Here is a 14,971-nt window from a genome sequence, read left to right as displayed (position 1 = left end):
CAAATGAAGAATTTTGCTATCAATTTTTCACTTTATTATGTTCCTAACATTGAAATCATAGGTACTCATTACAAAAGATGGAAATAGTAAAATTCTCTTAAAGACTATTATATTTACATATAGTTGTTTTTTTATGACCACGAAATAAAACAAGTAAGGAAATTAAAATCCAGTAAAGTTACCAAACAGGCCGGAAAAGATTGTAATGATTTTTGTCATCCAGTCAAAGAAAAGGACAAATCCCATGACGATCATAAGGTAGCCGCCAATTTTCATAATCTTTACACTGTGTTTTTTAATCCAATTCATTCTGCCAACAAAGAACGATAAAATGAAGAATGGAATCGCAAATCCTAGAGAATAGGCAATCATGTATAAAACGCCGGAGCTAGGATTTTGTCCAGCAAGCGTGATGACAAATCCAAGAATAGGGCCCGTACATGGTGTCCACCCTGCAGCAAACGCCATTCCAATTAGGATTGAGCCAATATAACCCGAAGGACGGTTTTTAAATTCAAATTTACGGTCCTTCATTAAAAACTCCGGCTTAAAGATTCCGACAATCATCAAACCAAATAAAATAATAAAAATTGCTCCAAGTTGACGAATTAAATCTTTATACTCGCGAAAGAAGCTTCCAATCAATGTTGTTCCAAAACCAATCGCTACAAAAATGATGGAGAAGCCAATTAAGAAAAATAAGGTATGTAACAGACTTCGTTTTTGCAGCATGGCATTTTCACTCTTTAATTCCCCGACAGACATTCCCGTAATGTATGATAAAAATGCAGGATAAAGAGGTAAACAACAAGGTGAGATAAAGCTTAAAAACCCTGCACCAAGTGCCATGAATATATTTACATCAGACATATTAACACTCCCACTATAGTCGATACCTCTCCATTCTAACAAAACTTTTGACTAAAAGATAATGATGAACATGAATATTTTGTGTCACCTGTGACACGGATTCAAATTTATACAATATTTCCAATTCCCATCACTGTTATTTTTGGATATTCTTTTACAAATGTCTTTGAAATAATTTACAGCATAGGTTATACTAGTAAAACAGTGCCTTTTTGCTAGTCTTTTTATACTAATATTCCCAAATTTAGGAGTTACTCCGGAAAGGATTAGTTGCCGTGATCAAACAGGAATTAGTTGCATTAATCGAAAAAAAGCGAGCTGAATTAATTCAAGTCGCCATCACCAACGGCTTTACTTCCTCCGTTGCAATTCGCTATAGCCAGGAACTTGATAATCTTTTAAATGAATATAATAGAATCTATATAAAAAAAGTTTCATCATCAGCCTGTTAACATGTAAAGCGAACAAGAGAAAAGTAAAGCCCGCCCATAAGGCAGGCTTTTTTTGATTAATTTACCGCATCCTCTACCCGTTCAATCGCTCCATTTTGCAAAAGGAACATCTTGTGATACAAACCTTCTTGTGCAAGCAATTCTTGATGGGTTCCTCTCTCCACAATCTCCCCTTGATGAAGAACAAGGATAAGATCTGCATCCTGAATCGTTGATAGCCGGTGGGCAATTGCTATAGTAGTACGGTCTTTACGCATTTTCGCCAATGCCGTTTGAATCGCCTCTTCCGTTTCGGTATCAATGTTTGCTGTCGCTTCATCTAGAACCAAAATTTGGGGATTGGCTGCAATTGTTCTCGCAAAGGCAATCAATTGTCGTTGACCGCTAGATAAAGTGGTTCCCCTCTCGACTACTTTATGGTCATATCCACCCTCCAGCCGTTCGATAAATAAATGGGCTTGAACAAACTTTGCTGCTTCTTCTATCTGCGTTTCGCTCATGTCTAAATTATGAAGCCGAATATTATCTTTTACTGTCCCGTAAAACAAAAACGGATCTTGTAGCACAAGCCCCATTTTCTTCCTTAGTTCTTGCATTGGATAGTTGCGAATGGATTCACCATCAATTAAAATTTCTCCACGTTCGTATTCGTAAAACCGCATCATCAGATTTATGATAGAACTTTTCCCACTTCCCGTGTGGCCGACAAGGGCAATTGTCTCACCCGGATTAGCGGTGAAGGAAATATTTTTTAGTACATCCCGCTTTCCATCGTAGGAAAAACAAAGATTTCTGAATTCAATTTTTCCATTTTCAATGGTACTTGTTTTCTCTTCTTTTTGTGCAGGGGCCAATTCCTCTTCATCAAGTAATTTAAATACCCTGGAGCCGGCAACAATCGCCTGCTGGTATAGGGACAACCGCATCATCATTTGGTTTACTGGTTCAAAGAAACGATCTAAATAATTGATAAACGCATAGATGATCCCAATTTCGATACTGTTCCCGAATGAGGTAATCCCAAAATAGCTGAGGACAATGATCAGCGCAACCGTATAGATCAAATCAATTGCCGGTCTTAATAATAGACCATCGATTTTAATATTTTTCATTCCCGCATTGTAATGCTGTTCATTAATATTGCCGAACTCCTTACGCAGTCGCTTTTCCTGGCGAAATACTTGGATAATCGACATCCCTGACAAAGATTCACTTAACTTTGCATTTAGCTGGCTAAGTCTCTCACGCATTTCAAGATAGAACCTCGAGCTTAATTTCCGATATAAATTCATAACAAATAATAGCAGTGGGATAATAATGACACAGAACAGTGCAAGTTTCACATTCAAAATAAACATTGCAATAAAAATTCCCGTCAACAAAAACCCACTTTGGATGAATGTAGCGATAACAGTGACAAACATATCCTTTATCGCTTCCGTGTCATTCGTTACCCGCGATACAATACTGCCCGCAGGTGTCTTATCGAAATACTTCAAACCCAGTGATTGAACCTTCGAAAAAGCATCAATTCGCAGCCGTTGGATGATATATAAGGCAATCTCTTGAAATTTCACAAACTGGTAAAACATCAGGATTGCTTTTACCACCTGAATTCCCATATATACCGATCCTAGAATCAATAATGGTCGATACTCAAGCTTTCCCGGTATTAAGTAATCATCAATAAAGATTTTCACTAAAAACGGCAGGACAATGTCGCCAACTGTCGTTAAAATCAATAGGACAAAGGCAAAGCTAATTATTTTTTTATGCGGTTTGGTATAGGAAAGAAGGCGGAATAAAACCTTTCTTTGTTCATGTTCCGACAGCTGTAATTTTTCTTCCATCCTAATGTCCCCCATGCTCAACCAGCTCTTCTAGCTGTTGATGTAGATACATTTCCTTATACCATCCATCTAAATTCATTAGTTCCTGGTGTGTACCTCTTTCCACAACCTTCCCATCTTCTAGGACTATAATGAGATTAGCATGTTGAACGGCGCTTAATCGATGCGAAGTAATAATCGTTGTTTTTCCTGCTCGATTCGCCATTAAGGACGAAAGGATGGCTTCCTCTGTTTTGGCATCAACAGCCGATAATGAATCGTCTAGCAGCAATACTTCCGGGTTCATTAATAGGGCGCGAGCAATGGAGATTCGTTGTTTTTGCCCACCTGATAAAGACACCCCGCGTTCGCCAACAACGGTTTGGTATCCCGCGGTAAATTGGAGGATATCATCATGAATATGGGCCAGTTTCCCCGCCTCTTCAATTTTTTTTATTGAGGCGGATGGATCTGTGAAGGCTATATTTTCCGCCACAGTAGCTGAAAATAAGAAATGATCCTGCGGAACATAGCCAATTGCTTCACGTAAATTATCCAGCTTATAGTCTTGCAACTTTTTTTCACCAAATAAAATATCACCGTTATAGCCTTCAAACTCGCGAATCAGCAGCTTCAACAACGTGGTTTTTCCTGAGCCTGTTTTACCGACGATGCCAAGCGTTTTACCTTTGTTAAGGGTGTACGCGACCTCTCTTAGCGTAGGCCTTTTTTCACCCGGGTAGGTAAAGTCATCAATCCTATATTGGATATCTCCATTCGGCACGACGCTTAATGCATTCTCATGATCGATTATTTCTATTTTTTTATTTAAAAGTGTAGCTACACGGTCATAAGAAGCACGGCCGCGTTCAACGATGTTAAACAGCCAGCCAAACGCCAGCATCGGCCAAATTAATAGCCCTAAATAAGTCGTAAAAGAAATTAATTCCCCAATCGTTAGCTCGTCATTTAGGACGTATTTTGCACCAAACGCAATCGATAAGAAAAAGGAAATACCGGTGATAATCGAAATGGTAGGATCATAGAGGGAATCTATTTTCGCCACGACCAAATTCTTTTGAACAACATCTGCCGACTGCTTGCGAAAATCTTCAATATCTTCCTTCTCCTGCCCAAACGTTTTGATCACTTTAATCCCTGTAATACTTTCCTGAGTTTTATCATTAAGTGATGAGAACGCTTCTTGTGCCTTATAAAAGCTTTTGTGAAGCATGGTCCCAAACCAATTTGTCAATAATGCCATAAACGGCATCGGAATTAAACATATAAGGGTTAACTTCCAGCTGATGGTAAATGCCATCGCGAGGATCACAAATCCACCTGTCGAAAGGGAGTCAACAAGAGTTAACACGCCCGCTCCCGCTGTTTGTTGAATAGCGGAAAGGTCATTTGTTGCATGCGCCATCAAGTCGCCAACCCGACTTTTTTGATAAAAGGATGGTGACATCATTGTAAAATGCTGATATAAACGATTTCTTAAAATCCTACTAAGTTTAACGGAGGAACCAAAAATCATGATTCGCCAATAATATCTAAGGCCATACATGGTAAACCCAACAACAATTAATACAAGCATCCATTCGATTAATATCGCTTTTGTAATCGTTCCCTCGTTTATATGGTCGGCAATAATGCCGATTATCTTTGGCGGAACCAGTTGTAGAAATGCGACTAGTAATAAAATACAGACACCAGATATGTACGCTTTTTTCTCCTGTTTAAAAAACCAGCCCAATTCTAAAAATACTTTCATAAATACCCCCTTAACAGCTAAGATCCAAATAGAGTTAGCTTATCGAAAATATATTTTATCAAATATTTATAAAATAATAAAGATTAGGAAATTTAATTAGAACAGGATTCGCTTATTGGAGAGGTGATCCGCTGAGTGGGGAGGATTGCATGAAAAAAGCACCCATTATAAATGAGTGCTTGTCCGTTTTATTTAGATTGCTGCTTGTTCATGGCTTGCATCATTTGATTGATCTTCTTCTGCGAAGGTTTCATGCCCATTTGCATCATCATCATTTTTAACATTTGTTCATTGATTGGCGGATTTTTCTTTAAGTAGCTCATCATATATTTACGAGCAATGAAAAATCCTAGCGCTACACCAGCTGCTAATGCTAGTATACCAACTAGAATGTAATAACCCATTCAACTTCCTCCTTCATGTTGTCTACCATACAGTTTACTAAATAAAACGGGATAAGACAATATCTCATTGCAATTAGATAAATTTTCTTTCTTTAATTGGTTTTAACCAGCCGTAGCGCTCATGTTCCAGATCAATAGCTAAAAAGGATGATTCGCATTTTCGCAGCACTTCAAAAAAAGCTGTTTCGGCTTCATAGCTACCCACTGCCTCAACTAAAATTAAATCCTGAAACACTTCTACCCTTGCCGTACTTAGTTTTCCGCTTAGGTAAATCGTATATGCACCATGGTCCGCACTAAATCCCTTTATTTTCCCCAGTTGTTTTTGAAACAGTTGATGGATTTTAAGGACTTCTACTCTTTTTGTTATATATGAAATTTGTTTTTGTGTTATAAATTTAAGCTCGCCGACAGCTGTTTGATGTTCCTGAAAAAGCTGAAAAAATAAACGCTCTCTTCCGAAGTAATGGGCGGCAAATTCATCTTCTATTAAATATAGCTGATATTTTCTCACCACTGTTCTCTCCTTCGTTGAAACCCCTTTTACCTATTATAAAAAAAGACAAGCAAAACTTTTGTCTTACGGCGGCAAAAACTTTCACTATTTTTGTCGATTTAATATCTTCATATGCTTAACGAACAACTTCCGGGCATTACAGCCACGATATTTTGTGGTCCTACATAAAATGGCAAGAAAAAAAGAGAACGGGAAACCCGTTCTCTCCTTTACCATTCTTATTTTTCTAATAGCGCCTTCACTCGGGCAACTACATTATTAACTGAAAAACCGTATTCTTCCATTATTTTTTCACCAGGTGCTGATGCTCCAAATTTATCTATCGCTAAAACATCACCCTCGTCACCGGTGTATTTGTGCCATCCGAATGAAGCTCCCACTTCTAAACCAAGACGTTTTTTCACAGTCTTTGGCAGAACAGAATCTTTGTATTCTTGCGATTGCTGATCGAAGCGATCCCATGAAGGCATGCTGACAACTGAAACATGTACACCCTCGCCTGCAAGGGCTTTTTGTGCTTCAACAGCAAGACTTACTTCTGACCCAGTTGCCAATAGTAAGGCATCGGGAGTTGCTCTCTCAGAAGGTGAAACAACATATGCTCCTTTAGACACTCCTTCGTACGCATTTGTATCGGTTCCTTTTAATGTCGGTAAATCTTGACGGGTCAATATAAGTGCTGTTGGTTTATTTGTTGATTCAACCGCAAGCTTCCATGCCGCAGCAGTTTCATTACCGTCCGCTGGGCGAATGATAGATAATCCCGGCATTGCACGTAATGCAGCAAGCTGTTCGATTGGCTCATGTGTCGGACCATCCTCACCAACAGCAATACTATCATGTGTGAATACATAGGTAACTGGTAATCCCATTAACGCTGCTAAGCGAATTGCTGGACGTAGGTAATCAGAGAAAACGAAGAAAGTTCCACCAAAAACTTTTACTCCGCCATGAAGGGCAATACCGTTCATAGCAGCACCCATCGCAAACTCCCGAACTCCGAACCAGAAATTACGGCCTTCGTATGAACCAGGCATATAATCTTTTGTACCTTTAATCATCGTTTTATTTGACCCAGCAAGGTCTGCAGAACCTCCGATGAATATAGGAAGGTTTTTCGCAATACCGTTTAAGGCTTCACCAGATGAAGCACGGCTAGCAAGGCTTTTTCCTTCAGGATAAACTGGCACATCTCGATCCCAGCCTTCCGGAAGTTCATTGTTTAAAGCTTGTTCTAGCTGTGTTGCTAACCCAGGGTATTCCTTCTTATACTGTTCAAAAAGATCATTCCACTCTTTTTCCTTCTTCTCACCATTTTCGACGATGAGTTTTTGGAAGTTATCATAGACCTCCTGTGGTACATGAAAATCTTCCGCAAATGTCCATTTATATGCCTCTTTTGTAAGCTTTAACTCTTCGGCACCAAGTGGTGAACCATGAACACCAGATGTTCCAGCACGGTTTGGTGAGCCGTAGCCGATAACTGTTCTTACTTCAATCATTGTCGGACGGTCTAAATCATTTTTTGCTTCTTCAAGTGCTTTTGCAATTTCTTCAAGATTATTGCCATCTTCTACGCGAAGATATTGCCAGCCATAGGCTTGAAATCGCTCTTTTACACTTTCAGAGAATGATTTATTCAAATCTCCATCAAGAGAAATATCATTTGAATCGTAAAGAACAACCAAACGACCTAATTTCAAATGTCCTGCAAGTGATGCTGCTTCTGCAGAAACACCCTCCATTAAATCACCATCACCACACATACTATATGTAAAATGGTTCACAAGTTCAAAGTTATCTTTGTTATAAACGCTTGCGACATGACGTTCAGCCATTGCCATCCCAACAGCCATCGCAATTCCCTGTCCAAGTGGACCAGTTGTTGCTTCCACGCCTTCAGTGTGACCATACTCTGGGTGCCCAGGTGTTTTACTCCCCCATTGACGGAATTGCTTCAAATCTTCCAAAGATAAATTATAACCAGATAAATGTAGCATGCTGTATAACAAAGCAGAACCATGTCCTGCAGATAAGACAAAACGATCACGGTTAAACCAATGCGGATTTTTTGGGTTATGATTCATAATCCGTGTCCATAATGTATAAGTCATTGGTGCCGCACCCATTGGCATCCCTGGGTGTCCTGAATTTGCCTTTTCGATTGCATCAATTGCTAGAGTTCGTATTGCGGTAACAGATAAATCATCAATAGTATTAAACATGGATTACATCCTTTCCTGTCTACAGTTACTTACATACCATTTATATTATAGTGCAATTTGAATTAATTCAACTACTAAACAAATATAAAATTTAGATTTTTTTTATTTTCTCTTATAAAAGTAGATATATGTAAAAAGGAATACCATTAAAGTGCATTCCTATTTTTAATGTAGTGTATTTCTCTTTCTTGCTTTCAGTTTTTCAGGTGTTACATCCTTGCCTTCAGGATCAATAAACTTTGTATTGGTTAAGGTATCAAGCATATTTGAACGAAAAGTTGCCAAATACTCACTTCTTAATTTCGATTGTTCCTTTGCCTCTAATTCCGTTAATCCAGTTGCTTTTGATTTCCGCGCCAGTTCATTAATTCGTGCCATTTTTTCTTTTGATAGCATTTCAAAGATCCTTCCTTTCCAGCAGTATAAGATACCTGATTTTACTAAAAAAAAAACCTTATGACAAGGCAAAAGGTCTACTCTTCTTGTGATTCAAGATATTCTCGGTACCTTCTATGAACAGTCGCTTTAGAAATATTATACCCAAAACCTCTCAAAGTTGCGGCTATATCCGCAAAGGTTAGGTTGTTTTTTCTTAATCTTACAATTTGTTCAATTGGAACTTCAATTTTATCTCTACCAGAGGCGTTTCCAAGATTTTTTAAGTTTTTTTCCGGTTTATACCCCTGGTCTACGGCACGTTTCATCCCTCGTCTAATTTTCACATTATGAAGTTTTCGTTGGTATTCTTCCACCATACTGACGATTTTTAATACCATGGAATCTGATTCTGATAATTCTAATTCACCATTATGAGAAATACTATAAAGTTTGATTTCCTCTTTTAATATACAATGCAAAAGGGCTATTTTGGCGTTTCCTCTTCCAAGTCGCGTTTCATCCTGGATTAGTAATGCTTGTACCTGGGGATCTTTTATGCGTTCTAAAACTTCTAGTATTCCTTCCCTCTCAAAATCATATCCACTCGCTTGTTCCTTTATAACAGAATCAATTTCAAATTGGCATTGTTTGGCAAGTAAGATTAATTCCTCTTCTTGACGATGTAATGAAGTTTCCTGGGTGTCTTTATTTGTACTGACACGGCAGTATATGATTGCTTTCATAATAATCCCTTTCTATTCTTGAGGGGCACTCGCTAATTCTGTCCCTGATGTAGAAGTCCTTTTACTTACTGGAATAATGATTTCTTCACCCGGAAAAATTTGATCACTGATATTTTCATTGTGCTTCTTAATCCAACTAATAAACTCATCATTTGATAAGGAATGCTGACTAGAATATTGATTAGAAATTTTCCATAATGAATCCCCTTCAGAAATTGTGATCTTTACATATTGATCACTGTCGTTGATATGATGTTGAAATGATAGGATGAAAGTAAGCGAGCAGCTTAAAATAATTAGTGTAATAGCATAAGAGTATTTGTTCCATAATTTTTTCATAATTCCGCACCTCTTTTAAGAATGTATGTTCCCTTTAAGATGTTTTAATTATAATTCGAACGTTTGTTTGTTGTCAACTATTATTTCGAACTTATGTTTGTATAAAATAGGGGAACATGCTATAATATAGTCAACATTAACCAGGCGAGGTGCATTTTATCATGGTAAAAATATCAAAACGGCAGCAGGATATCCTCGATTTCATTAAGAGTGAGGTAAAGGGTAAGGGGTATCCACCATCTGTCAGGGAAATCGGTGAAGCAGTTGGACTTGCATCCAGTTCTACTGTACACGGACATTTGGCACGATTGGAAAGCAAGGGATTAATTCGACGAGATCCTACTAAACCAAGAGCCATAGAGATTTTAGAAGTGGATGAGGCTGCAAATATTCCAAGAAACAAAGTCATCAATGTCCCAGTGGTCGGAAAAGTTACCGCAGGTCTTCCCATTACGGCAATTGAAAATGTGGAAGAATATTTTCCTCTTCCCGAAAGTATGGCTCCAGCTGACGAACATGTCTTTATGCTTGAAATTATGGGTGAAAGTATGATAGAAGCAGGAATTCTTAATGGTGATTACGTTATTGTTAAACAACAGCAAACTGCTAATAATGGCGATATTGTTGTCGCGATGACGGAGGAAGACGAAGCAACGTGTAAACGATTTTTTAAGGAAAAGGATTATATCCGCCTGCAGCCCGAGAATTCCACCATGGATCCTATTATATTAAGAAATGTTTCGATTCTAGGAAAAGTCATTGGTGTTTATCGACATATTCATTAAGCTTAAGAGAGTCGGGCGCACCGACTCTCTTTTTTTGAATATTTAAACACCTGAATAAACAAAAAAGAAAAAGCCTGACGCATCGTGCGCCAAGGCTTCCTCTTTCTTAATACATGGACATATATTGATCTCTTTCCCACTGATGGACGACTGTACGGAACATATCCCATTCAATCTCTTTCGCCTCAACGAAGTGTTCGAAAATATGCTCTCCAAGACCAGCGACAATCACTTCATCTGCTTTTAACTTATCCAATGCTTGAGCTAATGTTGCAGGAAGGTCAATGATTCCTTCTTCGATTCTTTCTTCCTTGCTCATCACATAAATGTTACGGTCAACTGGTGCAGGAGGAGTTAATTTATTTTTAATTCCTTCTAAGCCAGCTTTAAGGAGCACTGCCATTGCCAAGTATGGGTTTGCTGCAGGATCCACACTACGTACTTCAACACGAGTACTTAAACCGCGTGATGCTGGGATACGAATCAAAGGTGAACGGTTTTGTGCAGACCAGGCAACATAACATGGAGCCTCATAACCGGGTACTAGACGCTTATAAGAGTTAACAGTAGGATTCGTTACGGCTGTAAAGCTTGGTGCGTGTTTTAAAATTCCGGCAATAAAATGACGAGCATTGTCACTCATTTGCAAATCACCTGTTGGCTCAAAGAAGGCATTTTCTCCTCCTTTAAATAAAGATAGATTCATATGCATTCCAGACCCATTGACACCGAATAATGGTTTCGGCATGAAGGTTGCATGCAAGCCATGTTTACGAGCAATTGTTTTTACTACAAGTTTAAATGTTTGAATTTGGTCACAAGCTGTTAATGCGTCCGCATATTTAAAATCAATTTCGTGTTGGCCCGGTGCTACCTCATGGTGAGAAGCCTCAATTTCAAAGCCCATTTCTTCTAACTCAAGAACGATGTCTCGACGGCAGTTTTCACCTAAATCTGTTGGTGCTAAATCAAAGTAACCGCCTTGATCATTCAATTCTAATGTTGGCTCACCTTGTTGATCTAATTTAAAAAGAAAGAACTCAGGTTCAGGTCCAAGGTTGAAGCTAGTAAAGCCAAGATCTTCCATTTCCTTTAATACTCTTCTTAAATTATTTCGGGGGTCACCAGCAAACGGTTTTCCATCTGGAGTGTAAATATCACAAATTAATCGGGCTACTTTGCCTTTTTCAGCTGTCCAAGGGAATACAACCCATGTATCTAGGTCAGGATAAAGCTGCATATCAGATTCTTCAATCCTTACGAAACCTTCAATAGAAGAACCATCAAACATCATTTTGTTATCAAGTGCCTTTTCCAATTGGCTGATAGGAATCTCAACATTTTTAATAGTTCCAAGAATATCAGTAAATTGTAAGCGAATAAATTTCACGTTATCCTCTGATGCTAAACGTTTAATATCTTCTCTTGAATACTTTGCCATTTACATACCCTCCAATTTTAAATAAACAATTAGTTTAATGGAAAAAACGTGAGATATCGCCCTGTCTTAAGGAGGAACGATTTAATCTGCCAGAATGCAATAATTCGTTCCGTAATAGCTTTCTAAGCTGATCGTCCGAAATATCACGCTGTGCTTTCTCCACTTGCTGATCCAACAAGTTAGCCTGGTGTTCCTTGACCAAAAGAAGTTGCTTGATACCTGCCATATTCACACCTTGGTCAATTAAGTCCTTGATTTCTAATAACCTATCAATATCAATCAAACTGAAAAGCCGTCTGTTCCCCTCGGTTCTTGCTGGAGAAATCAATTGGTGTTCTTCGTAATAGCGGATTTGTCTCGCTGTTAATTCTGTAAGCTGCATGACAGTTCCAATGGGAAACAGTGGCATGGAACGACGAATTTCCTTTCCACTCACCAAATTTCTCCTCCTTTTATTCTTTCATATTTGTATTATATTTCGTGTGAGAAAAGATGTCAATCCTATGTTAGGTTTTCTGACATGGAATTTCATGAAAAAATGGACAACCCTATTTGGAGTTATCCATAACAGTCATTTTCACCTAATTCAGTTCGATTAACCCTTTTTCCACTAACAGATCCACGGCAAGACAAATGGCCATTTTCACATGGGCATAGGTTAAACCACCTTGAACATAAGCTACATATGGTGGTCTGATGGGTCCGTCTGCTGTTAACTCAATGCTCGCACCTTGAATAAACGTCCCAGCTGCCATAATAACATCATCTTCATATCCGGGCATATAACTTGGGTGCGGCGTCACATAAGAATTAATGGGCGATGCAAATTGAATGGCTTGGCAAAAGGCGATCATTTTATCAGGGTCATTGAACTGTACCGATTGAATTAGGTCTGTCCGCTTAGCATCCCATCTCGGTGAGGAGTCCATTCCTAATTTCTCCAGCATAGCCGCGGTAAATACAGCACCCTTTAAAGCCTGGCCTACTACATGGGGAGCCAAGAAGAAGCCCTGATACATTTCTTGCAAGCTATAAAGAGATGCGCCCGCTTCCGCCCCGATCCCCGGTGATGTCATTCGATACGAACAAGCTTCCACCCATTGTTTTTTGCCGACAATGTATCCACCAGTCTTGGCAATCCCACCGCCCGGGTTTTTAATCAAAGAACCTGCCATTAGATCTGCTCCCACATGGCATGGCTCCTGCCCTTCTACAAATTCCCCGTAGCAGTTATCTACAAATACCACCAAATCCTGGTTGATTTCTTTAACAAAATGAATCATTTCTCCGATTTCCGCTATGGTAAAAGAAGGTCTTGTGGCATAGCCCTTGGAACGTTGAATGCCAATCATTTTCGTATTCGGTTTTATTTTCTTCGCGACGTTGTCCCAATCAATACCGCGATCATCGGTAAGATCCACGCTATCGTAGGAAATGCCGAATTCTCTTAACGATCCGACTCCGTTCCCACGAATTCCTACGATTTCTTCCAAGGTATCATAGGGTTTCCCTGTGATATATAGAAGCTCATCGCCGGGACGGAGCACACCGAATAAGGCAATCGAAATGGCATGCGTACCGGAAATGATTTGCGGCCTGACAAGTCCTTCTTCTCCGCCAAATACATCTGCATAGACTGACTCTAAGGTGTCTCTGCCAATATCATCGTACCCATACCCTGTTGACGGAATAAAGTGTGAATCACTTACCCGGTTGTTTTGAAAACTTCTTAATACCCGAAACTGATTCATTTCAATTTTTTCATCGATTTCTTTATGTACCTTAGCAATCTGTTTTTCGACTTCACTTACAAGCGGCTGAAGGTTTTCCCCATTTTTTAGCTGTTGAAACATGTTGTTACTCCAATCTATATGTTAAATTTCTGTAATTGTCCTGTAATTTGATGATCTTTTAACGCAAACCCTTTGCAGCGATAGAACTGTCCTTCTTCTTCAAATGTTAGTTCCCTAAGGATGGTTTCATTCTTTAATTGTGACAGCAGCTTACCTTCAGTCGAGGGAACCTGGACCTCAAATGGAGTCATCCGTTCAATGATTACCTTCTCCATTTTTTCTTTTAATGCATGACGATCTTTTTCATCAAAAGCACTAATAAAGGCTGTCGGCGTATCGGCAGTTGGAACAAAATCAGGATGCTGTTGGTCCTTTTTATTATAAACAGTTAACTGTGGAATATCTTTTACTTCCAAATCATCAAGCAGTTTCTTTACCGTCTTTTCGTGTTGAAAATAATCCGGGTTCGACATATCGACCACATGCAGGAGCAAGTCCGCTTCCTTTACCTCCTCAAGCGTTGAGCGAAACGCCGCGATTAGTGCCGTTGGGAGATCCTGAATAAATCCAACGGTATCAGTAATCAAAGATATGAATCCACTTGGTAAAATTAATTTACGTGTCATTGGGTCAAGGGTCGCAAACAATTGATTTTCTTCATAAGAATCCGCTTCAGATAAACGATTAAAAAGGGTTGATTTCCCTGCATTTGTATAACCGATAATCGCGACCTGAAAAGTTTTGTTTTTCTTTCTTCTTTCCCTGTAGCGCTCGCGGTGCTGAACAATGACCGATAGCTGGGTTTTAATATCATCTATTCTACGGCGGATATGCCTTCGATCTGATTCCAACTTTGTTTCTCCAGGACCTCTTGTCCCAATCCCGGCTCCAAGTCGCGATAACGCTATCCCTTGGCCGGCAAGCCGTGGTAGGATGTATTGCAGCTGTGCAAGTTCAACCTGGAGTTTCCCTTCTTTTGAGCGAGCCCTTTGTGCAAAAATATCTAATATAAGCTGGGTGCGATCAATGATCCGCGCATTTATTTCGGAGGCCAGATTTCGCTTTTGACTTGGTGAAAGCTCATCATTAAAAATGACTATATCAGCTTCAAGTTCCTCAACAAGCGCATTTAGTTCCTCCACTTTCCCTTTTCCTATATATGTTGCCCTATGAACCCGATCCCTTTTTTGGACAACCGAGATCAACACTTCGCCCTGAGCTGTTTCCGTTAACGAACCTAACTCTTCCATAGAATAGTGAAAACGTATATCATCATTATCCTGGGTTTGACAGCCAACAAGAATTGCTTTCTCTTTCGTTTCCTTTTGTTCCAAAAGGCATCCTTCCTTCCCAATTGAGCTCTACCATTCATCATAACAAAAAACAGCTATAATCACTAATTTTCCCAGAAAACCTATAAA

The 14,971-nt window shown here is 39.1% G+C and carries 15 protein-coding genes; 2 read left to right on the top strand and 13 right to left on the bottom strand.

Going from position 1 to position 14,971, the window contains the following annotated elements; translation table 11 throughout:
- Nucleotides 1-162 precede the first annotated feature (162 nt).
- Nucleotides 163-870 carry a cytochrome c biogenesis CcdA family protein gene (locus G6554_RS11675; RefSeq protein WP_166241959.1) on the bottom strand — a complete coding sequence of 236 codons (708 nt, stop codon included), beginning with the start codon at nt 868-870 and terminating at the stop codon, nt 163-165.
- Nucleotides 871-1,145: 275 nt separating this feature from the next.
- On the opposite strand from G6554_RS11675, the gene G6554_RS11670 reads away from it, so the two are divergent.
- Complete coding sequence (locus tag G6554_RS11670; RefSeq protein WP_166241957.1) at nt 1,146-1,322, top strand: aspartyl-phosphate phosphatase Spo0E family protein; 177 nt, start codon at nt 1,146-1,148, stop codon at nt 1,320-1,322.
- Nucleotides 1,323-1,378: 56 nt separating this feature from the next.
- Here the strand turns inward: G6554_RS11670 and G6554_RS11665 are convergent, their stop codons facing one another.
- The 8 genes from G6554_RS11665 to yneA all read right to left on the bottom strand — a co-directional run bounded on the left by G6554_RS11665 (nt 1,379) and on the right by yneA (nt 9,531).
- A complete protein-coding gene (locus G6554_RS11665; RefSeq protein ID WP_166241954.1) occupies nt 1,379-3,172 on the bottom strand; it encodes an ABC transporter ATP-binding protein in 1,794 nt (597 codons plus the stop codon).
- A 1-nt stretch (nt 3,173) separates the two neighbouring features.
- Nucleotides 3,174-4,925 carry an ABC transporter transmembrane domain-containing protein gene (locus tag G6554_RS11660; RefSeq protein ID WP_166241951.1) on the bottom strand — a complete coding sequence of 584 codons (1,752 nt, stop codon included), beginning with the start codon at nt 4,923-4,925 and terminating at the stop codon, nt 3,174-3,176.
- 188 nt (nt 4,926-5,113) lie between these two features.
- The gene (locus G6554_RS11655; RefSeq protein ID WP_007083891.1) at nt 5,114-5,329 is read right to left on the bottom strand and encodes a YneF family protein; all 216 of its coding nucleotides are present in this window, start codon (nt 5,327-5,329) and stop codon (nt 5,114-5,116) included.
- A 73-nt stretch (nt 5,330-5,402) separates the two neighbouring features.
- Nucleotides 5,403-5,843, bottom strand: a complete 441-nt coding sequence (gene sirA, locus G6554_RS11650; protein WP_166241948.1) for a sporulation inhibitor of replication protein SirA — start codon at nt 5,841-5,843, stop codon at nt 5,403-5,405.
- A gap of 221 nt (nt 5,844-6,064) precedes the next feature.
- Nucleotides 6,065-8,071: a transketolase gene (gene tkt, locus G6554_RS11645; RefSeq protein ID WP_166241946.1), complete on the bottom strand. Its 2,007-nt coding sequence runs from the start codon at nt 8,069-8,071 to the stop codon at nt 6,065-6,067.
- Between the two features lie 165 nt (nt 8,072-8,236).
- On the bottom strand, nt 8,237-8,467 hold the full coding sequence (locus G6554_RS11640) for a DUF896 domain-containing protein (protein ID WP_166241943.1): 231 nt from the start codon (nt 8,465-8,467) through the stop codon (nt 8,237-8,239).
- 77 nt (nt 8,468-8,544) lie between these two features.
- Nucleotides 8,545-9,192, bottom strand: a complete 648-nt coding sequence (locus G6554_RS11635; RefSeq protein WP_166241941.1) for a YneB family resolvase-like protein — start codon at nt 9,190-9,192, stop codon at nt 8,545-8,547.
- A 12-nt stretch (nt 9,193-9,204) separates the two neighbouring features.
- Entirely contained in the window at nt 9,205-9,531 is a 327-nt protein-coding gene (yneA, locus tag G6554_RS11630; protein ID WP_207343111.1) for a cell division suppressor protein YneA, read from the bottom strand.
- 161 nt (nt 9,532-9,692) lie between these two features.
- Here yneA and lexA point away from each other — a divergent pair, with 161 nt between their 5' ends.
- A complete protein-coding gene (gene lexA / locus G6554_RS11625) occupies nt 9,693-10,316 on the top strand; it encodes a transcriptional repressor LexA (RefSeq protein WP_166241938.1) in 624 nt (207 codons plus the stop codon).
- A 106-nt stretch (nt 10,317-10,422) separates the two neighbouring features.
- Here lexA and glnA read toward each other — a convergent pair whose 3' ends face one another.
- From glnA to hflX, 4 genes are all read right to left on the bottom strand, one after another.
- Nucleotides 10,423-11,757: a type I glutamate--ammonia ligase gene (glnA, locus tag G6554_RS11620; RefSeq protein ID WP_166241936.1), complete on the bottom strand. Its 1,335-nt coding sequence runs from the start codon at nt 11,755-11,757 to the stop codon at nt 10,423-10,425.
- Nucleotides 11,758-11,791: 34 nt separating this feature from the next.
- Entirely contained in the window at nt 11,792-12,166 is a 375-nt protein-coding gene (locus tag G6554_RS11615; protein ID WP_166242060.1) for a MerR family transcriptional regulator, read from the bottom strand.
- A gap of 172 nt (nt 12,167-12,338) precedes the next feature.
- A complete protein-coding gene (locus G6554_RS11610) occupies nt 12,339-13,610 on the bottom strand; it encodes a methionine gamma-lyase family protein (RefSeq protein ID WP_166241934.1) in 1,272 nt (423 codons plus the stop codon).
- Nucleotides 13,611-13,624: 14 nt separating this feature from the next.
- Complete coding sequence (hflX, locus tag G6554_RS11605; RefSeq protein WP_166241932.1) at nt 13,625-14,884, bottom strand: GTPase HflX; 1,260 nt, start codon at nt 14,882-14,884, stop codon at nt 13,625-13,627.
- Between the last annotated feature and the right edge of the window lie 87 nt (nt 14,885-14,971).

Source organism: Bacillus sp. MM2020_4 (assembly GCF_011250555.1).
Taxonomy (GTDB): Bacteria; Bacillota; Bacilli; order Bacillales; family Cytobacillaceae; genus Neobacillus.
The sequence above is the reverse complement of the archived record's forward strand: the minus strand, read 5'-3'. Positions and strand labels throughout refer to the sequence as shown.